13 protein-coding genes are annotated in these 19,332 nt (G+C 60.2%); 10 read left to right on the top strand and 3 right to left on the bottom strand.

Features of this window, described 5'->3' with window-relative positions; translation table 11 throughout:
* Positions 1-4 precede the first annotated feature (4 nt).
* Both DN745_RS12955 and DN745_RS12950 read right to left on the bottom strand, forming a co-directional pair.
* Positions 5-1,927, bottom strand: coding sequence for a serine/threonine-protein kinase (locus tag DN745_RS12955; RefSeq protein ID WP_111335440.1), 1,923 nt, complete (start codon positions 1,925-1,927; stop codon positions 5-7).
* Between the two features lie 17 nt (positions 1,928-1,944).
* Positions 1,945-2,745, bottom strand: a complete 801-nt coding sequence (locus DN745_RS12950) for a hypothetical protein (RefSeq protein WP_133621853.1) — start codon at positions 2,743-2,745, stop codon at positions 1,945-1,947.
* A 220-nt stretch (positions 2,746-2,965) separates the two neighbouring features.
* Between DN745_RS12950 and DN745_RS12945 the strand changes: the two genes are divergently transcribed.
* Together DN745_RS12945 and DN745_RS12940 are read left to right on the top strand one after the other, a co-directional pair.
* Positions 2,966-3,610, top strand: coding sequence for a DUF938 domain-containing protein (locus tag DN745_RS12945; RefSeq protein ID WP_111337676.1), 645 nt, complete (start codon positions 2,966-2,968; stop codon positions 3,608-3,610).
* Positions 3,611-4,018: 408 nt separating this feature from the next.
* Entirely contained in the window at positions 4,019-5,533 is a 1,515-nt protein-coding gene (locus DN745_RS12940) for a PDDEXK family nuclease (protein ID WP_111335437.1), read from the top strand.
* Between the two features lie 51 nt (positions 5,534-5,584).
* On the opposite strand, the gene DN745_RS12935 is transcribed toward DN745_RS12940, so the two are convergent.
* A complete protein-coding gene (locus DN745_RS12935; protein ID WP_111335435.1) occupies positions 5,585-6,994 on the bottom strand; it encodes a phospholipase D-like domain-containing protein in 1,410 nt (469 codons plus the stop codon).
* A 277-nt stretch (positions 6,995-7,271) separates the two neighbouring features.
* On the opposite strand from DN745_RS12935, the gene DN745_RS12925 reads away from it, so the two are divergent.
* The 8 genes from DN745_RS12925 to DN745_RS12890 all read left to right on the top strand — a co-directional run bounded on the left by DN745_RS12925 (position 7,272) and on the right by DN745_RS12890 (position 19,325).
* A complete protein-coding gene (locus tag DN745_RS12925; protein WP_162687655.1) occupies positions 7,272-8,765 on the top strand; it encodes a right-handed parallel beta-helix repeat-containing protein in 1,494 nt (497 codons plus the stop codon).
* 323 nt (positions 8,766-9,088) lie between these two features.
* On the top strand, positions 9,089-9,436 hold the full coding sequence (locus DN745_RS12920; RefSeq protein ID WP_111335430.1) for a hypothetical protein: 348 nt from the start codon (positions 9,089-9,091) through the stop codon (positions 9,434-9,436).
* Between the two features lie 332 nt (positions 9,437-9,768).
* Complete coding sequence (locus DN745_RS12915; protein ID WP_162687654.1) at positions 9,769-12,231, top strand: response regulator; 2,463 nt, start codon at positions 9,769-9,771, stop codon at positions 12,229-12,231.
* A gap of 111 nt (positions 12,232-12,342) precedes the next feature.
* Positions 12,343-14,151, top strand: a complete 1,809-nt coding sequence (locus tag DN745_RS12910; protein WP_111335427.1) for a Vgb family protein — start codon at positions 12,343-12,345, stop codon at positions 14,149-14,151.
* A gap of 198 nt (positions 14,152-14,349) precedes the next feature.
* Entirely contained in the window at positions 14,350-14,814 is a 465-nt protein-coding gene (locus DN745_RS12905; protein WP_111335425.1) for a hypothetical protein, read from the top strand.
* A 171-nt stretch (positions 14,815-14,985) separates the two neighbouring features.
* Positions 14,986-17,547, top strand: coding sequence for an ATP-binding response regulator (locus tag DN745_RS12900; RefSeq protein WP_111335424.1), 2,562 nt, complete (start codon positions 14,986-14,988; stop codon positions 17,545-17,547).
* A complete protein-coding gene (locus DN745_RS12895; RefSeq protein WP_133621855.1) occupies positions 17,528-18,238 on the top strand; it encodes a hypothetical protein in 711 nt (236 codons plus the stop codon). The genes DN745_RS12900 and DN745_RS12895 overlap by 20 nt, the downstream gene beginning before the upstream one ends.
* A gap of 28 nt (positions 18,239-18,266) precedes the next feature.
* Positions 18,267-19,325 carry a hypothetical protein gene (locus tag DN745_RS12890; RefSeq protein ID WP_111335420.1) on the top strand — a complete coding sequence of 353 codons (1,059 nt, stop codon included), beginning with the start codon at positions 18,267-18,269 and terminating at the stop codon, positions 19,323-19,325.
* Positions 19,326-19,332: the final 7 nt, after the last annotated feature.

Raw genomic sequence — 19,332 nt, 5'->3', positions numbered from 1 at the left:
TATTTTACTCTTTTCGAAGACCTTTATTCCCAAAGATTGAGTCCAAACGCTCGGACGCCTCGGTCCTGGTGGGCGTGGTCGCACTCTTCGGGGGCGCGGCGTTGGAGGGCGCCTCATTTTGCTGAGCCGTGCTGGTGGTGTTTTCGTTGCCCGAGGCGACCGCGGCAGCCTCGGGGGCCTTGTCTTTTGCAGGGGCTTTGACCGGCGTTTTCGCGGGGGAAGCCTTCGTCACCCGCGGCTTTGGCGCCGCTGGTTTCATCGGTTGTGACGACGCCTTTGGGCGATGCTCCGCCGGCTTCTCAACCTCGGGCGCCACGGCTTCAGCGGCTTCGTTGGTCGCCGTCGTTCGGGCGTCCTCGCGCGGCGCCGAGTCTTCGGCGGGGCTGAGGGGCTCAGGCGTTTTCGTCGCCGCGCTCGATGGCGTGTCATCCGAGGTTTTTTGAGCGTTGAGCCACAGAAACCCCAGGCCCACCGAGACCAGCAGGAGCGCGCCCAATATTAGGGCGAGCGCGAGAATCAGAAGTCGGTTCGATGACGCGGGCGCGGCAGGCTCAGCTTTCTCGGCGGACTCAGCCGTATATGGCGATTGCGGGGTGGTCCGCTGGCGCACGGGCTTTGGCTCGGGTTGGCTCAGCGGGGCGCTGACCTGCTTCGGCGCAACCTCTTCGGCCGCAGGGGACGCGTCGGCCAGGACCCGAGGCATCGCCAATTGCTTGAATGTCTCGCCGGAGCGCGCAGCCCTCGGCCCGGGGGTCTGCCGGGCGTTTCCATTTATGAGGAGCGTCTGGGTCTTCGACGGCGGGAGCAGCTGCGTTTCGGTGTGGGAGGGGCCTTGGGTCCGCGCGAACCCAAGCTCTCGGCTATCGGGTTGCGGGGCGTTTGGCAGCGGCTCGGTCGGCACGATCCACTGGGCAAAAAGATCGCGGGCCGTGGTCACCTCGGCGGACAACTGCGCGGGGAGTTGGATCGGCGCCAGCGCCAGCTCAGCGCGGATGCGGTTGATACGCTCGCGCACAACGCGCGCCGACGCCGGACGGGCGTCCGCGGACTTTTGCATCAAATCGTTGACCAGCAACTCGACCGAGGCGGGCAGGGCGCGCTCGCCCAATATCTCGGCGAACGGTGGCGGTGTCTCCTGGATATGTTTGAGCATCAATTGCAGGCTGCTCGGCGCGTCAAAGGGCAGCCAGCCGGTGAGCATCTGATACAGAATCACCCCGAGCGAATACAGGTCGGTGCGAGGGTCCAATTGCAGGTCGCTCGCCTGCTCCGGGCTCATATACGCGGGCGTCCCGCAAACCCCTCCCTCCATCGTCAAGCGCGTGGCGCGCGTGAGCGCCCGCGCGATGCCGAAGTCGCAAATCTTGACCTGGATGCTGCCGTCGGAGACCGGATTTACGAATAAATTCGCCGGCTTAAGGTCGCGGTGGACCACGTGCGATGCGTGCGGATCGGTGAGTCCGCCGCAGATCTGGTAGGCGATCTCGAGGGCAAACCCGACGTCCAGCCGAGCGCCGCGGATAAGCGTGTCCAGGGTCGGCCCCTCGATGAGTTCCATGACCAGATAGAGGATCTTAAGGCGCGGCTCCTGCCCGAAATCGATGACGTGGACGATGCTCGGGTGGGTCAACTCCGAGACAAATTTGGCCTCCCGAAAGAAGCGCTCCAACGCCGCCTGATCGTCGTCGAAGTCGGCGTGCAGGACCTTCACCGCCACCTGACGGCCCACCGAGATCTGCACCGCCCGGTACACCGCGCCCATCCCGCCTTCGCCCAGCAGGGACTCGATGCGGAATCGTCCCTCCAGCACCTCGCCGACGAGCGAGGCCTGCGGCCCGGCGACGGTGTACAGGCGCACCCCATCGGTCGGACAGACCGACATCGAATTGTCGTAGCCTTCGCCACATTCGGGGCAAAAAAGCGTCATGGATTCATCCGGGCCATTCAGTATTGCTCGACGGTAACCGTATAATCGAATTGGATCTTGGCATCGGGAGTCTGCTCGAAGTCGCCGCGGGTGACGCCGATCTTCAGGTCGCCGTAGGTCGCATGCGAGACCTTATGGACCGTGACGATTTTTGAAATCGAGCCATCCTGCGCCGAGCAGGTGCTCCCGCTCACGGTGCAAATCGGATTGCTATCGCCGCATATTAACTCCTGGTTGCTATTGCAATAGAGCTCCAGGTCGAATTGGTCGTTATTGCAATTCGACTCGGTCTCGAGCGTGACCTTCACCTGGAAGTCGTAATTTTTGCAGCGCCAGAATCTCTGTCTCATATAATGCGGATCTTCGCCCGCGCAGAGCGTCCGGGCGTCGGTTCTAAACGTGGCGAACGCCGAGAGTTCTTCATGGTCGACACAGCCCAGGTTCGTCTGGGGCAGCTGCGTCGGGGAGGTGAGGCTATAATCACTCGAGGTGCCGCTGGGCTGGCATCTCGGGGGCGCGCCGGCGAAGCCGCACCCGTCGGGGGGCCCGGGCTCGCTGGCGTCGGGGTCTGTTGAGCCGTGCGCATCCCGAGAGTCGCCGCCGTCGGGCGTGCTCGTCGCGTCGGGCGCTTCGCCGCTATCCGGGGCCGTGACGCGCGGTGACTCACAGGTCTGGTCGACGCAGCTTTCGCCCAAAAAACAATCCTGCGCGCTTTGACATGCGCGCGAATCACCCAGGCAACCGCTCGCCAGCAGCTGCGCCGCCGAGAAGACGACGAGGGCCAACAATCGTCGCGCTGCAGACTTCGAGTTCGTCATAGATAAAAGACGTTAGGGAAAGATAATTCGGGCGCGCGCGGGAAACTCTGGCGATACACGGCGTATCAGGACGCGGATAAACTGGCTGGCGCGATGACCAGGTGTTCGCTCTATCCTTTCGGCGAATAGGATACCAGAGTATTTGTGTTGTTGAGAAGTGGGCGCGCCCGAACTTATGCAGATGAGCGCTCCGACCACATCCGCCTCCGAGGAATCCGCGATGAAAGACAATCTAGCCCAACGCAAAGCCTATTCTCCCTCCTGCGAGCGAAACCGCGACCCCATCCTCGCGCTGCTTAAAGAAGTCTTCGCCGACAAAAAATACGTCCTCGAAATCGGCAGCGGCACCGGGCAACACGCGGTGTATTTCGGCGAGCGCCTGGCGCACCTTCGCTGGCAGCCGTCGAATCAGGCGGGCGGGCTCGACTCGGTGAGCGCGTGGGTCGAAGACGCCGGGTTGCCCAACGTCAATCCGCCCGTCGCGCTCGACCTCTTTGAGGATGATTGGTCCGAGACCCTTGGCCTCGATGCCGCGCTTTCCAGCCCGCGGGTCGACGCACTGGTGGCCATCAACGTCATTCATATCGCGCCCTGGGAGGCCACCGAGCACCTCTTTCGCCACGCCGAGGCCCTCCTCGACGCCGGCGGCGTCGTCTTTCTCTACGGCCCCTATCGCTACGCCGATCGCGCGCTCGAGCCGAGCAACGAGAATTTCGACGCCTGGCTGCGCCGCCGCGACCCGGCCAGCGGCATCCGCGACTTCGAGGCCGTCAACGCCATCGCCGAGTCCCACGGGTTCGAGCGGGTCGAGGATCGCGCGATGCCCGCGAATAACCGCTCGATCTGGTGGCGAAAACTGGCCTGAGGTGAATCGGGCTGGTTGATGTGGAACTCCCATAGTTGGTTAAACAATACCCACATCCGCGCACGATTATTGGAGTGAAGAGTGAAGACGAGTGTGGGGAGTTGGATACCTAGGTTCACCGAATAAATACAGGACTAAGGGCAATAGCTGCAGTGAATTATCTGGGAGTTCGTAGCTATCTGTAGCTAACGGTGGGAGCCGCGATGCCTTGGGCCAAGGCGTTGTTGAGATATTGGAGCGATTGTAGGCTAAATTATTTCGGTTTGTGATCGTTTAGGAGGGGATATTGGGGCGTTAGATCATAGAAGCGTTGTTTCATCCAAATCGTCACTTTTGCGTTTCAATCGTCGATGCTAGTCTGTCTACATAGCCAAAATTTAGGAATTTTGTTTTGCGGAGGAGGGAGTGATGCGTATCGAAGATGCAGCGGCGAAGATGACGACACAATATCTTACCCGGGTATTAAGTAGTTTCACAAAAGACCTGGGCCGTCTCGAAGAAGATGAGGCGCGTGATTATATCATACGCAATGCCGAGGAGTTGGCCAAACCGCAGAATGTTGAGCGCCGTCTGGATTTGTTTGATGTCGACCATTCAACCCGGGTTGTGGTTCACTATGTCCTTGAGGTGATGCTGAATATTCCAGAGTGTGCGCTAGATGAGCGAGAACTTTGTGAGCGGGTTCGTGATCGTGAGCAGCGAATGCTCGATGAGGCCGCTAAAGACAATGCGCTTCAATATACGGACGCTCAAAGTATCGACATATTTCGGACTGTGCTTGAAGTTGCTTTTGATGACGGAAGCATTTCACGGGATGAATATGGACTAATTGAGCGGCTTCGCCAAAAACTCCAGATTACGCGGAAGCAACAACGTCTCGTGGAGGCTCTAATGGGGGTGTTCCCGTCCCCTGGTGGAGAACTTCACAGTTACGCAGATATCACAAAAGCACTTCTGTTTTTGCAGCACCAGGGAATTATATTTTACTGCAATCGTGCGGAAGATGGCCGCAATGTTGTTCTACCCAAAGAGTTTCATGTCGGTGTTAAGAAAGTTTTAGGCATCGAACTGAGCGACAATGCTCGTGAGTTACTTTGGCAGAACATGACCAATGCGATCCTCGCCAGCGTGCTGCGCGCACAGAATTTGCCGACTTCTGGAAGTAAGGACGAATTGTCCGAGCGCCTTCTCTTGGCAGAAATAAAACCCAGTGAAGGGTTGAATTCTCTAATGAATGACGACCTTTACAACATCTGTGGAAGTCTTCCAGGGGTTAACGTAAGTGGCACCAAGCAGCAACGACTCGAGCGAATTGTTTCTCATTTTGACAACCTACTTATTCGAGAAGTTCCCGATGACGCTGATCCCGCAGTGCTCTTTTACGAGTATTTTGTTGAGTTGGCTAAACGTGACAGGGAGAATCTTCTGGCAAGCAAGGTCATCTCAAAAGATATTGATATTGAGCGAGCATTCGAAGAGGCTACGCGCTACCTATTCAGGGAGAAACTTGGGGTTGAACTTGTGACAATGCCCGGCAGCGATCACCCCGATGGCTGTATCGAAATGCCCGATGGTTCCCTGTTGATGTGGGACAATAAATCAACGGAAAATATCTATACCTTTCCGAACTCTCATTTAAAACAATTCAAACGCTATATTCGTGATTCCATCGAAAAACGTGTGACCTGTTTTATGGTCATCGTTCCCGAGGTTGACGACATTGCTGAAGAGAATTGTCTTCGCCTTAAGTTCGAATCCCAGCAAGACGCTGATGTCTGTGTTATTACCGCCGAAGACTTAAAATGGGTGGCCGAAAACTGGAGAAATCTTACGAAGAAGCAGACGTTTAACCTTTCAGTCCTCGACCAACAGGGTATTCTTAGCCGAAAACGACTTGAGCAGGTAATTCGTGTTTTGATGTAAGCCGCTGCGGACCGTGGCCGAACCGAAGGCGTCGTCAACCAGGCGTGGCTTCTAGGTCCCGTTGGCCCACATGACTTCGAAATAGTCGCTATAATTGTTGGTGACGCCGCCGCGTGAGATGCCGACGAAGACGTCGTCGCGATATTTCAGCGGCGTGAACGTGAAGTTCTGTGAGCCGGTCCATACCCAGCCGCGACCATGATTGGGGTGCTGGGCGACCGGGGTGTCATAATAGCCGCGGTAGACCATCATCTTGCTGTGGAGGCTGACGGTGTGGCCGTTTCGCGTGCGATTTATCTGTCGGTGAGGGATGCCGGCGGCGTCCAGGCGCGCCTTTTTTTCGTCGCTCAGCGCGGTGCCGGTGACCACGCGCACCTGGCAGCCGAGGGCTTTGATACGCTCGAGTTGGTTGAAGATGGCGGAGCGGGTCAAATTAAGGGTGCCGACGCCCAGGGTGCAGCCGGGCTCATATTGGGTGATGCGGGCCAGGGCGTCGGCGACCATGTCGCCGTTCTTTTGCGGCGAGAACTCGGCGCTATAGGTGGCGGCCGTAGGGACAAAAATCTTGCCGTGGGGTTGGGTGTAGCGGTCGTCGGTTTTTCGCTGCTGGAGGTAGTCTTCGTAGACCTCAACATGCGCCTCATACAGCGCCTGATTGCCGCTGACGACCAGCATATCGTTGAAAAAGCGCGATTGGGTGACGGTGATATTATAGGAGGTGGCGATCACCATATATCGGTAGTCATCGTCCCCAACCTTGGTGTGGGAGAAATACCAATTTTTCATATGGTGGGTGCCGTTATCGACGTTGCTCAGGCACGCCGTGTTATTGGCGGCTTGCGGCGTGCCGCAGTGGACATAGCGCGGGCCCAGGCGCGCGGCGAGCTCGGGAAAATGGTTGGCGTCGCCGTTATGAACCATCCAGATGCTCACGCCGCGATCGTGGGCGTTGACCAGGGCGTCGACCACCGGCCGCAGCGCGTTGGCCGAAGATAATTCGGTAATATGGGCCCGCACTTCCGAGCCGGCGACGGCGCCGTTCAAATACAACACCAGGCGATCGCGAAGGGTTTGGTCCTCATAGCCATTGGCGGCGGTGGGGGTGTTGAAATAGCTCTGCCATCGCCCCAGAGGAGCCACGTCTTCCGGCTCAACCTCAACGGCATCGGAATCACTCCCTGCGTCTTCTTCGGGCGAGGTAATATCGCCCGGGGGATCTGCTGCGTCAGGGGCAGAGCCCGCCGCGTCCGCATCGTTGAGCGGCTCGGCATCCTCTGTTGGTTGGGCATCGGCAGGTGTCGCGTCGAGCGTGTGTCCATCGGTCGACGTATCTTGCTCAAACGAGGTCGAGTCGCGCGCGTCGTGGCCCGCCTGGGTTTCGCCCGTGCAGGCCGATTGCAGGGCGATGATTGCGAGAAGCGCGACGCGTTTTCGGATGCGATGGGGCTTTTGTATCCGCATTTCTACTCAATGGGTCACGGTGAGGGGCGTTGTTTTGCGAAGCATCGCGCCCAAGTGTATCGCGAAAACTTTGCCCAGGCCAAACGGGGTGGAGACGCTGTGGATAACCCTCGTTTCGGTTCCGGTCTGTTGGTGCGCGACAAACGAAAATTAGTTCGTTAGGATGCTCCCACAGAGGCAAATTAAGGCTGTGCGGTGAGCTCTCGCGAAAGCAATTACGATGGGGCTCAGCAGCGGCGAGTTTTTATTTCGTTAATGTTTGCGAGCTAGGTGATAAATGATCAAGATAATTGCCGCGTTGATGATTGTAATTGCGTCCGCAGGTTGCTCGGGCAGCGAATCTGAGTCGAATCAAACATTAGGGGCAGATGCCTCGTCGGATATTTCTGGCGATGCGAATTCGGCACACGATGCTGGGACCTCGCCGAGCGACACGACCTCGCCGGGCGACACGACCTCGCCGGGCGACACATCCTCGCCGAGCGACACGACCTCGCCGGGCGACACGACCTCGCCGGGCGACACGACCTCGCCGGGCGACACGACCTCGCCGGGCGACACGACCTCGCCGGGCGACACGACCTCGCCGGGCGACACGACCTCGCCGGGCGACACAACCTCGCCGGGCGACACGACCTCGCCGGGCGACACGACCTCGCCGGGCGACACGACCTCGCCGGGCGACACGACCTCGCCGGACGCCGGCCCGACGCCGCGCCCCTTCGGGCCGCGTCCAGTGGCTCCGACGCCCTTGGAGCAGGGGACCATCTTTGCCGCGCCCGATGGCTCGGGCGAAGACTGCACCGTGGCGAATCCCTGCGACCTTTGGGAAGCGGTCGACCAGGCGCAGGCGGGCGACGTCGTCTTTATGCGCGGCGGTGTTTATACGATGGACCGCCGCTTGAGCTTCCGCGGGCGAGGCACGTCGCCGGCGCCGACGATCTTTGAGAGCTATCCCGGCGAAGTCGCGATCCTCGACGGGACCGGGCAGAGCATCGATGACTCGAGCTATATTCGGGTGCTCGGAGACCCGGTGGTGCTCAGGCTCTTTGAGGTACGAAACGCCGCCCGCGCCGGCATTAGCGTGCGCACCAGCAATAACGTCCTTGAGGGCTTGCGGGTGTATGATAACAAATTAAGCGGCATCCACATTCACGAGAGTTATAGCGTCCCATCCTCGAATTATAATCTGATCGCCGACTGCGAAGTCTTCGGCAATTCAGGCGCGGGGATTGGCGGGGCCGAGCATAACTATGGCGGCAATTCGGACGGGATTTCGATCTCGAGCGGCATCGGCAATCGCGTCGAGAATTGCCTTGTCTACGAGAACTCCGACGACGGCATCGACACCTGGCGAAGCCAGGACGGCTACGTGGGGTACTCAATTTCCTACGGGAACGGCATCGAGAATGGCAACGGCGTAGGCATCAAGTCGGGCGGCGCGTCACCGAGCGCTCGGACCACCGTTGAGCACTGCCTCTCCTATAATAATAAAGCGACGGGCTTCGACCATAACTCCGGGGTGGATGTTCAATTCAATCATAATACCTCCTGGAATAATCGACGCGGATATTGGGCCGCCGATCACACCTCCCTGCGCAATAATATCGCCTATGAGATGGATCGGCCCGCAAATGACAGCGGCATCCAGAGCAATAATTCGTGGCAACGATCGGGGACGCCGACGCCGCTGTCGACCGACCCCAATTCGCCGGACTTCCTCGTCCCGGCTGCGGGCTTTGAAGATATCGGCGCGCACGCAGGGCGATAAGCTCGTTAGAGAGTCGACTTATAGTGCAGCGTCGCTGCCTGGAGCGACCGAATTGCTCGCCGAGGGGATCCGAACCTCGGCGGGCTTTTTGTCGATCGTTTGGCCTCATCGCTATAAATCTCGCCGCGCGCGTGATAAATCGGGGCGGCGGTCTTCCGCAATTTTGACGCTTCGCCCATCCCGGTGTATTTGGGCGCGTAGATAGTGAGTCCCCTGGCCGTCGGGTTTCGCCGGGCGCGCCGCCACGCTTGGGAGGGCGTGGCCCACAGGGATATAATCGGTTTTTGCTAGCGGTTTATAAGTAAAATATAAGGAAATAGATCATGAGTTATTTTGTGCCGGATCGCTCGAATCGCCCGACGGATGAAGGGGACCCCAGCGGCGGAACGACAGAGTTATACGCAGACGAAGAGAAGACTCTTGAGCTGACCGACGGCCGGGTCGCGGTGGTCGAGACTGCGTTGGTCGATGGATTTACGCTTGTTTATTATTATTTCGACGTCGCGGGGCTTGAGAACGCCAGCGAGAAGAAATTGGCGGATTTGCTCAAGGCTTCCGGGGTCGAGATGGAGTCCTCGGACCCCGACATTGAGATCGTTTTCAGCGCCTCGAAGACCGACGACGCCCAGGGCCGAAAGATCTGGGAGGCGCAGCTTAGCTTCTGGGGGTGAGCGCGCGAACAGCGCAAAAAGTTGCCTCAGCGTCTCGCCCCGGTCGACCTCGTCGGCCGGGGTTTTTGGTTCGTGGGCAGATATTTGGCCCCAAAATCGCCCGGGGACACGCGCGGGGAGCGCCGGCGGCTCAGCGGGTGTTTTGCTGGATTCCCTTGGATAAATTTCGCCGCTTAATGTAGGGGTCGAACCTATCAAGCTGCGCATCGTTCGCCCATAATCTGTAATAAACTTTGGCGAGTCCCGAGGTAGTCATGCTCTCCGCAATGGTTGATTATTTTGTTCCCGATGATTTTGTAGATCACAGTGGCGTCGAGAGGCGGCGCGCAATCATGGGGGTGAAGACGGCGTTCACGATCGTCTTCTGGGCGGTCGTGGCCTCATCGATTTCGGCCTTCGGTGGCTCCTATTACTCGGCGCTGGGGCTTGTCCTATGCGCGCTGGCGGTTGGGAGCGCGCCGGTTGTGCTGCGAAAAACGGGGCGCTTGGATATCGCCGGGCATTTGATCATCACGCCGATGTATCTGCTGTTTATTTGGCTCATCCATCAAAATGAGGGGCTCGACGCCCCGGCGATCGTGTGGGTGACGATGTTGCCGTTGCTGGCCTCGCTATTTCTGGGCAAGGGTGCTGCGAAGAATTGGTTGCGCGTTATCGTAGCGACCTGGCTGCTGGTCACCGCGGCCACCGTGATGGGCTATGATTTTCCGACCAGCTTGCCCCCGAAGGTCGCCGAGGTTCAGGCCGGGATCAGCCTGGTGGGCATGGGGATCACCGCGTTTGCGATCCTCAATATGAAGGACGATCTTCAGACTTGGCTCACCGAGGAGCTGCGCCAAAAGGAGAGGGCGACGAGCGCTGTGCTTGAGACCGCGCCCGACGGGATCCTCACCGTCGACTCCCACGGGGCGGTCCTCACCGCCAATAAGGCGGCGGCCAAGATCTTTGGGATGAAGCGTGCCGCGATGATCGGCGAGGATATCCGCGATTTAGTCAGCACATTGGACGCCGATTCGATGGCCGCTGCGGTTGATTCTCGCATCTTTGGCGAGTCCCTGGAGCACACGGGCCGGCGGGAGAAGAGGGACGAATTCCCGCTCGAGATCGCGTTTGGCAGCCACGACGAGCGCACCGTTCTGGTGCTGCGCGATATCACCGAGCGAAAGATCGCCGACAAGGAGCTGCGCGACGCCCGTGACGCCGCGATCGAGGCGAGCAAGGCGAAGAGCGCCTTTTTGGCCAATATGAGCCACGAGCTTCGCACCCCGCTCAACGCCGTGATCGGTTACTCCGAGATGATCAAGGAGGAGATCGAGGCGATGCGCGACCAGGAGCTCGATAACGTGGAGATGGTGACCGACTTCCTGCCGGACCTGACGCGTATCCGCACCGCCGGGGCGCATCTGCTCGCGCTGATTAACGATATCCTGGACCTGTCCAAGATCGAGGCGGGCAAGATGAACCTGCACGTCGAGATGTTCCGGGTCGACGAGTTGATCGAGGATATCCGCACGACCATCGCCCCGCTGGCGGCAAACTCCAATAACACGCTCAACGTCGAGGTCAGCGACGCCCTCGGCTATATGAACTCTGACGCGACGAAGATGCGCCAGGTCCTCTTTAACCTGTTGAGCAACGCCTGCAAATTCACCAGCGACGGCACCGTCACCATGCGGGTGCAGCCCGATGATGACTACGAACATATCGTCTGTGAGATCGAAGACACCGGCGTGGGCATGAGCGAAGAACAGCTCGACACGATCTTCGATGCCTTCACCCAGGCCGACTCCTCGACCACCCGGGAGTTCGGCGGCACCGGCCTCGGGCTGACCATTACCCGCCACTTCTGCGCGCTGCTCGACGGGGATATTCAGGTGGAGTCGACCCTGGGCGAAGGCAGTAAATTCACGGTGCGCCTGGCGAGTAATTTGAGCGTCGAAGGCAAGCTTTCGCAGGCCGAAGTCGAGCTGGCTGAGCTGCCGCGCCGGGTCCATTCCGATATGAATTGTCAGACCATCCTGGTCATCGACGACGACGCGACGATGCGCGATTTATTGCGCCGGATCTTGGAGCGAGAGGGATTCGTGGTCGCCACCGCGGCCAGCGGCTCCGAGGGGCTGTTGCTCGCCGAGCAGCTGCGCCCGGACGTCATCACCCTGGACGTTATGATGCCGTCGATGGACGGTTGGACCCTGCTGTCCAAGCTCAAGGACCAGGCGCATCTGGCCGATATCCCGGTCATTATGGTGACCATGGTCGCCGAGAGTGAGCGCGGCTACGCGCTTGGGGCCGACCACTATATGGTCAAGCCGATCGACCGGCGCCGACTGGTGGATATCCTGGACATCTATCGCGGCAAGGTAAACGAGTTGGGCAATATTCTCCTGGTTGAGGACGATGAGCCGACCCGGTCGCTGCTGCGCCGCACGCTGCAGGGCGACGGCTGGCAGGTCGAAGAGGCCGGCAACGGGCAGGTCGCGCTGGACGCGCTCGATGGGTTTAAGCCCGACCTTGTCTTGCTCGACTTGATGATGCCGAAGATGGATGGCTTTGAGTTCTTGCGCCAATTCCGCGGCCTCCAGGCGTATCGCGATGTCCCGGTCATCGTCGTCACGGCCAAAGAGCTGACCCCCGACGAGGCCGAGCGGCTGCGCCTGGGGACCAGTGAGATTTTGACCAAGGGAGGCAGCAGCCTGGGCGGCGAGTTGCAGGGGAAATTGCTCGACCAGGTGCGCAGGCACGTGCGCCGCGCGCTCAAGGATAGGCGCGGCAATGCGCACGATGAGCCTCAATAATTCAGAAACCTCCTTGCGAGCTTGAGAGGGCTACCGTACTCTCAGGTCTCGTACGTAGAATAGTTGTTCGCGACCGCATCGCTCATAACGATCTAATGAATTGGAGATGAAATGATGTATCCAGTCAGCTCACGCACGCTCTCGTTTTGCTCAATCGCCCTGGCCGGTATGCTTTCGCTGACGGCCTGTGGAGAAGCCACCGCGCCTTCGGACGAAGCCGCGGCGCCCGATGAAACGCTGCTGGAAGGCGTGGACCTCGATGATTCGGGGGACGCCGATGCGCTGCGCACGCTCAACTCGGAGCTCTTCGGTCACCAGGGCAACCCCTATTTCTCGCGCACCCTCGCCACGGGCGCCGAGTTTCACGCCACCAACGGCATGCGTATGGGCCCCGATGGCAACCTCTATGTGGCCAGCGTGCTGAGTCGGGCGATCTTCGTGGTGAACCCCAATAGCGGGCAAGTGCTGGAGCGACTGGGCACCGAGGTGGGCGTTGAGTCGCCGGATGACCTGGACTTCGGCCCGGACGGCTCGCTGTATTGGACCTCGTTTTTGACCGGTGAGGTCGGGCGTTTGACCCCCGACGGGGTCAAACAAACCGTGGCTCAGCTGACCCCGGGCGTCAACGCCATCGCGTTCTCCCCGGACGGTCGACTCTTCGCGACCATCGTGTTTATGGGCGACGCGCTCTATGAGTTGGACCCGGAAGGCATTGACCCGCCTCGCCTGGTCGGGTCGGGCTACGGCGGTCTGAACGGGATGCAATTTGGCCCCGATGGCAATCTCTATGGCCCGCTTTGGTTCGCCGGGTCGGTGGTGCGCGTCGATATCGAAACGGGCGATGCCACCACGGTGCTCACGGGCCTCGAGGTGCCCGCGGCGGTCAAATTCAACTCCCAGGGCATCCTGCATGTGGTCGACCAGATGGCCGGGCAGGTCATCGCGCTGGACCTGGCGACCGGCGCAAGCTCGGTGGTGGTCCAGGTGGCCGATGCCGGCGCCGACAACCTCGACTTCGACGCCCACGACAATATCTACCTGACCAACTCCCACGATGGCTGGGTCCGCAGGGTGCTGCCCAACGGCAAGACCCGCAGCCTGGTCAAAGAGGGGATGGTCGCCCCGGGTGGCGTGGCGGTGATTCCCTACCAGGGGCGCACCTCGGTGTTCATCGGCGATGGCTTGTCGATCAAGGGATACGACGCGCTGCGTGGCTGGCAGGTCGCCGAGGCCCACGCCGTCATCGGCGTTTCAAACCTCGCCGCGCCGATCTCGGCGACCAACGATGACGGCCGCATGCTCACGACCTCCTGGTTCGCCAACGTCGTCCAGGTCTGGGACCCCGCCGTGCATGATGTGGTCGAGAGTCATGGCGACTTCGCCACCCCGCTCAACGCCGTGCGCTATCAGGGAGACCTGGTCGTGGCTGAGTTGACGACGCATCGCGTGGTGCGCCGACCCGCCGGGACCACCCAGACCATCCCGATGGCCGGCGTCGCCGTGCCGACGGGACTGGCGACCGACGGGGACGCGCTTTGGGTCGCTGATTGGGCGACCGGCAACGTGCTGCGTATCGCCGAAGCCGGCCAGGCGCTCGCCAGCCCCGTGCTGGTCGCCAGCGGTCTGGCCCAGCCCGAGGGTATGACGGTCGACCGCGACGGAACCCTGTTGGTGGTCGAAACTGGCAGCGACCAGCTCACGCGCATCGACCCGACCACCGGCGCCAAGACCGTCGTCAAGACGGACCTCGACGTCGGCCTGGCTGGACCCGCCGGCATGCCGCCGACCTATATTTTTAACGGCGTCGACGTCGGCCCCTGCGGCGTGATCTATATCAGCAACGACACCGGCAATCGGATCGATACGCTGATGCCCACCGACTTCAGCTCGCTTATGTGCATCATCGGGTCGTATTTCTAATCGCCTGAACGCTGTCGCCCCGGCCGCCCAGAACTGGGCCGCCGGGGCTTTTTTATGCCCGCGAATCCATGCCCGACTTTGCGTCGCGCGGTCGCGACAGGCTGGAAATAAATGGGTATGATGCGCGCACTCGTGCAGATAGAGCCACGCGCATCGCGCCGATGAAGATGAGGGCTTTGACTTGAGAGGCGATTGAATATGAGCGAAGAAAAACGACTATTGGCCGTCGATCTGGGCGTAAAGAGCGGGCTGGCGATCTACGGTGAAACAGGGCGGCTTTTGGAGTATCGCTCGACGAATTTCGGCAGCCGCGCGCGCCTCAAAAAAGCGACCTACGGCGTGCTGCGCCAGGTCGACGGGTTAGCCCACGTCCTCGCCGAGGGGGACACGAACCTCGGCGAGCTCTGGCGCCAGGACGCCCTCAAACTTGGCGCGAGCTTCGAGCTTATTAACGCCGAGATTTGGCGCGAAGATCTCCTCTTTAAGCGCCACCGCCGCAGCGGCCAGGATGCCAAATCCCGCGCCGATACCCTCGCTCGCCAGATCATCGATTGGTCCGGCGCAGCGCGGCCGACCTCGCTGAAGCATGACGCCGCCGAGGCGATCTTGATCGGCCTGTGGGGCGTGATGCAGGTGGGGTGGTTAGACGATAACCCCTTCTAAAATTTGACCTTTTCTATTGTGGGATTTAGGGTTATCTGCACGCTTAATGCGCCAGGGGGTGGCCCTCGCCATTGCAAACGCGCGCCTGAGTCATGGGTTGGGCTCGATCACCGTCGCCGCTGGCGAGTAGTGCGGTCGTTTTTTAAACACGCAAAGAGGCGCTTCACCATCATGTTGTCAAAGCTTAGCGATTACTTCGTCCCCGAAGATCTTGTCGCGCAGGGCGGTCTGGAGGCCAGACGCGCTCAAATTGCCGTATCGACCACTTTTACGATGATATTTTGGGCGCTGATCGCCGCCACGATTTCAGCCTCCGGCGGCTCCTATGCCTCGGCGATTGGCGTGGTCCTGTGCGCCCTGGGGGTCTCCACGGCGCCGTTTATTTTGCGTAAAACACGTCGCTTGGATATCGCCGGCCACCTGATTATCACGCCGGCCTATTTTCTGATGATGTGGTTGATTCATAAAAATAATGGGCTCGAATCACCGGCCAATATTTGGCTGGTGATGATCCCGATGTTGGCGTCACTTTTCCTTGGCAAGCGGGTCGCGAAAGCCTGGCTGGCGGTCATCGTCGTGAGTTGGTTGGTGGTGATCGCTGCGACGGTTCTCGGCTACCAATTCCCGCCGCCTCCGGGCGAAACGCTGATGAAGGTGCAGACCGGCATTAGTTTTATTGGCATGGGCATTGTTGCCCTGGGCATTCTTGGGCTCAAGGACGACCTGCAGTCCTGGTTGATCGATGAGTTGCGTCAAAAGGAGGCCGAGACCAGCGCCGTGCTGCAAACCGCCCCCGATGGCATCCTCACCGTCGACAGCGATGGGCGCATCCTGACCGCGAATACCGCCGCCACGCGGATCTTTGGCGCTGAGCGAGGCGCGATGGTGGGCGAGGATATCCGTCAATTGGTCGGTGAGCTGGACGCCAAGACGATGGCCTCCGTGCTTGAGTCTCAGGCATTTGGCGAGTCCATTGAGTATCTGGGGCAGCGTGGCGGGGCCGCTGAATTCCCGCTTGAGATCGCCTTTGGCACGCATAATTCGCGTATCGTGCTGGTGCTGCGGGATATCACCGAGCGGAAGATCGCCAACCAGCAGCTTCGGGACGCGCGCGACGCCGCCGTCCAGGCCAGCCAGGCCAAGAGCACATTCTTGGCCAATATGAGCCACGAGCTTCGCACCCCGCTCAACGCAGTGATCGGCTACTCCGAGATGATCAAGGAGGAGATCGAAGCCATGCAGGAAGAGGGCGTCGACAATGTGGAAATGGTGACTGACTTTCTGCCCGATCTCACCCGCATCCGCACCGCCGGCACCCACCTGCTCGCCCTGATCAACGATATCCTGGACCTGTCGAAGATCGAGGCCGGCAAGATGCTGCTCAACGTCGAGCTATTCGACGTCGCTGAGTTGGTTGAGGATATCCGCGCCACCGTCGCGCCGCTGGCGGCCAAGTCCAATAATACCCTGCGCGTTGAGATCAGCGACGAGCTCGGGTTCATGAGGTCCGACGCCACCAAGGTGCGCCAGGTGCTGTTTAACCTGTTGAGCAACGCCTGCAAATTTACCTCCGACGGCACGATTACGATGCGCGTCGGCCCGGATGAAAGCTATGAGCAGGTGATCTGCGAGGTGGAAGACACCGGCGTGGGCATGAGCGCGGAGAAGCTGGAGATGATCTTCGACGCCTTCACCCAGGCGGACTCCTCGACCACGCGCGAGTTCGGCGGCACCGGCCTCGGCTTGACCATCACTCGCCATTTTTGTGCGCTGCTTGAGGGCGATATTCAGGTGGAGTCGACCCGGGGCAAGGGCAGCAAATTTACGGTGCGCCTGGCCGCAAATATCGCCCCCGAGGAGGTGTTTCCCGCGGCGCGAGAACTCCCGCAGCAGCGGGTGGCGGCCGGGCCAAATGCCCAGACGGTGCTGGTCATCGATGATGACCCGACGATGCGCGATCTGTTGCGCCGAATCCTGGAGCGCGAGGGCTTCGTGGTCGCCACCGCCGCCAGCGGCTCCGAGGGGCTTTTGCTCGCCGAAGAGCTGCGCCCCGATCTTATCACCCTCGACGTGATGATGCCGTCGATGGACGGCTGGACGCTGCTGTCGAAGCTCAAGGCGCACGACGCGCTGGCGGGTATCCCCATCATCATGGTCACGATGGTGGCCGAGAGCGAGCGCGGCTATGCCCTGGGGGCCGACCACTATATGGTCAAGCCCATCAATCGCCAGCGCCTGGTCGATATCCTCGACGGCTACCGCGCCGCGGGGCCGGGGGGCGGGCAGATTCTGCTCGTCGAAGACGACGAGCCCACGCGCGCGCTGCTGCGCCGCACGCTGCAGAGCGACGGGTGGCAGGTCGTCGAGGCCGACAATGGCCAGGTGGGCCTGGACACCCTCGACGCGTTCACTCCGGACCTCGTGCTGCTCGACCTGATGATGCCAAAGATGGATGGGTTCGAGTTTTTGGTTGAGTTCCGAAGTCGCGAAATCTACCGCGACGTCCCCGTCATTGTGGTCACCGCCAAGGAGCTCACCGAGGCCGAACTCGAAGGGCTGCGCCAGGGGACCAGCGAGGTTCTGAGCAAGGGTGGAAGGCGCATCGGGGGCGATTACGAGGCGCAATTGCTCGAGCAGGTTCGCAAATATATGCGCAAAAATCTGCCTTCAAAAGGCGTTGATAAGAAAGTTGATAAGAAACCGGAGGGAGCGCATGCCGACGAGTCATCCTGAGTGGAACGTCCTGGAGAATGGTCCGATTGAGGAACTATCGCCGCGGGTGCGGCGGGTGGAGGGGGCGGTGCCGCGCATGCCGCTTCGGCGGGTGATGACGGTGGCCAAGAACGCCGAGGGGGGCCTAATTATCCATAACGGAATTTGCCTCGAAGAGGCTCAGATGGCGGAGCTTGAGCGATGGGGCACTCCTCAGGTGCTGGTCGTGCCGGGCAGTCAGCATCGCCTTAACGCACGCGCGTTTTGGGAGCGTTACGAGGACCTGATCGTCATTTGCCCAAAAGGCGCGCGCGAGGCTGTTGAGCAGGTCGTGCCGGTCACGATGACCTATGATGAGTGGGTTAGCGATGGGGTGGTCGAGTTCGAGCATCTCGACGGAACCCGTGAGCGTGAAGGCGTTATGCATATTGTCGACGAGGACGGAAGGGCGCTGGTCTTTAATGACATCGTGTTCAATATGCCGCACATGCCTGGTTTTCAGGGGTTTATTCTAAAGCATATCACCCGCTCTTCGGGCGGCCCGAGGGTCTCGCGGTTGGCGCGGTTTTTCTTTGTCCGCGACCGCAAGAAACTGCGTGAACACCTCGCGCGCCTTGCTACCCTCAAAGATCTAAACCTGTTAATTTGCTCGCATCATGAAGTGGCGCGCAAGCCGGCGCAGGCGCTGCGCCAGGCGAGTCGGACGGTGTGAACTGATAATCTGAAAAACTGGGACGAGCATGGCAGTACGGACCAAGCTGAACTTCTACGAGGTCGCCAAATGCGGGTATTACGCCGCGGATGAGCATCTCTTCGCCGACGTCGCCGCGCTGCTGGGCGACCTGGAAAAATTCGTGCATATCCAGGGGCGTGAGCTTCACGAGACGAAGCTTTTTTCGGCCACCGAGGGCGCCAGCCCGATCTTGCCCGTCTATTGCCTCTACGCGCGCCCCTTCGGCGAGCACGGCGACTATCTGGTGGTCACCTGGAATCAGACGCCCGAAAATGACGGGCGCGTGCCGAGCGTGGACCCCAGCGCCCCCACAGGCAGCGCGCAGGTGGACTTTACCGATCTTCCCCGCGGAAATATCCCCGGCTATGCGTCCTATTATTGGTTCATCCCCAGCCAAAATATCTTCGGAATTTTTCGCTTTGGCAGTCGCGTCAAAAACGGGCACCCGGGGCTGCAGAAATACCTGAGCGAGTATCTTCGAAAAGAGGCCGGCTTTGTGCAGAGGGCGCAGAATCATCAGGATGAAGTGGCGATTGATGGTTACCGCGCGCGCCCGGGTGATGAGCTTCGACAGGGCGTGACCCCGCGCTTTGAGTCTGCGCCGCTGCGTGGGTTTTCGCAGCTCAAATTTTTGCGCGAGAATCGCGCCCGGATCTTTCGAGTGATTCGAAAGAGCGAGGTCAATTGGGAGGTCGAGGTGGAGCGGGCCGTCTGGAAGCGCGGACTCGACTTTTTGGTGGGCCGCGACGGCCAGGAAGTCCAGGCGCTCTCAAGCGAAGCCGCGGGGCGAAAATACCGGCTGGAGTTCGACCTGAGCCCGAGCGAGGCCGAATTTGAGGCGATGGTCGAGAATTTTGAGCAGGGCGCGCGCGGTGATTTCGAGAACCTGGGGTTCGTGCTCAGCGGCGAGAGCGCCAAGACCTATTGGCTGTCGGACGCGCTGCTTAAGGCCGAGATGGAGCTCGATCTGCGCCGGATTGACGATGAGATCGTGGAGTTTGACTCCCTCCAGGAGGCGATCAGCGCCGCGCGCATGGACCTGATTGAGAAGCTTTTGAGCGAATGATCAGGAC

The organism is Bradymonas sediminis, assembly GCF_003258315.1.
GTDB classification, from domain to species: domain Bacteria; phylum Myxococcota_A; class Bradymonadia; order Bradymonadales; family Bradymonadaceae; genus Bradymonas; species Bradymonas sediminis.
The sequence above is the reverse complement of the archived record's forward strand: the minus strand, read 5'-3'. Positions and strand labels throughout refer to the sequence as shown.

Bases quoted from the DNA above. Each gene is read 5' to 3' on its own strand.
- DN745_RS12920 (WP_111335430.1), top strand. From the start codon at position 9,089: ATGAGTTATTTTGTGCCGGATCGCTCGAATCGCCCGACGGATGAAGGG.
- DN745_RS12900 (WP_111335424.1), top strand. From the start codon at position 14,986: ATGTTGTCAAAGCTTAGCGATTACTTCGTCCCCGAAGATCTTGTCGCG.
- DN745_RS12955 (WP_111335440.1), bottom strand. From the start codon at position 1,927: ATGACGCTTTTTTGCCCCGAATGTGGCGAAGGCTACGACAATTCGATG.
- DN745_RS12925 (WP_162687655.1), top strand. From the start codon at position 7,272: ATGATCAAGATAATTGCCGCGTTGATGATTGTAATTGCGTCCGCAGGT.
- DN745_RS12890 (WP_111335420.1), top strand. From the start codon at position 18,267: ATGGCAGTACGGACCAAGCTGAACTTCTACGAGGTCGCCAAATGCGGG.
- DN745_RS12950 (WP_133621853.1), bottom strand. From the start codon at position 2,745: ATGACGAACTCGAAGTCTGCAGCGCGACGATTGTTGGCCCTCGTCGTC.
- DN745_RS12935 (WP_111335435.1), bottom strand. From the start codon at position 6,994: ATGCGGATACAAAAGCCCCATCGCATCCGAAAACGCGTCGCGCTTCTC.
- DN745_RS12945 (WP_111337676.1), top strand. From the start codon at position 2,966: ATGAAAGACAATCTAGCCCAACGCAAAGCCTATTCTCCCTCCTGCGAG.
- DN745_RS12905 (WP_111335425.1), top strand. From the start codon at position 14,350: ATGAGCGAAGAAAAACGACTATTGGCCGTCGATCTGGGCGTAAAGAGC.
- DN745_RS12895 (WP_133621855.1), top strand. From the start codon at position 17,528: ATGCCGACGAGTCATCCTGAGTGGAACGTCCTGGAGAATGGTCCGATT.
- DN745_RS12910 (WP_111335427.1), top strand. From the start codon at position 12,343: ATGATGTATCCAGTCAGCTCACGCACGCTCTCGTTTTGCTCAATCGCC.
- DN745_RS12915 (WP_162687654.1), top strand. From the start codon at position 9,769: ATGGGGGTGAAGACGGCGTTCACGATCGTCTTCTGGGCGGTCGTGGCC.
- DN745_RS12940 (WP_111335437.1), top strand. From the start codon at position 4,019: ATGCGTATCGAAGATGCAGCGGCGAAGATGACGACACAATATCTTACC.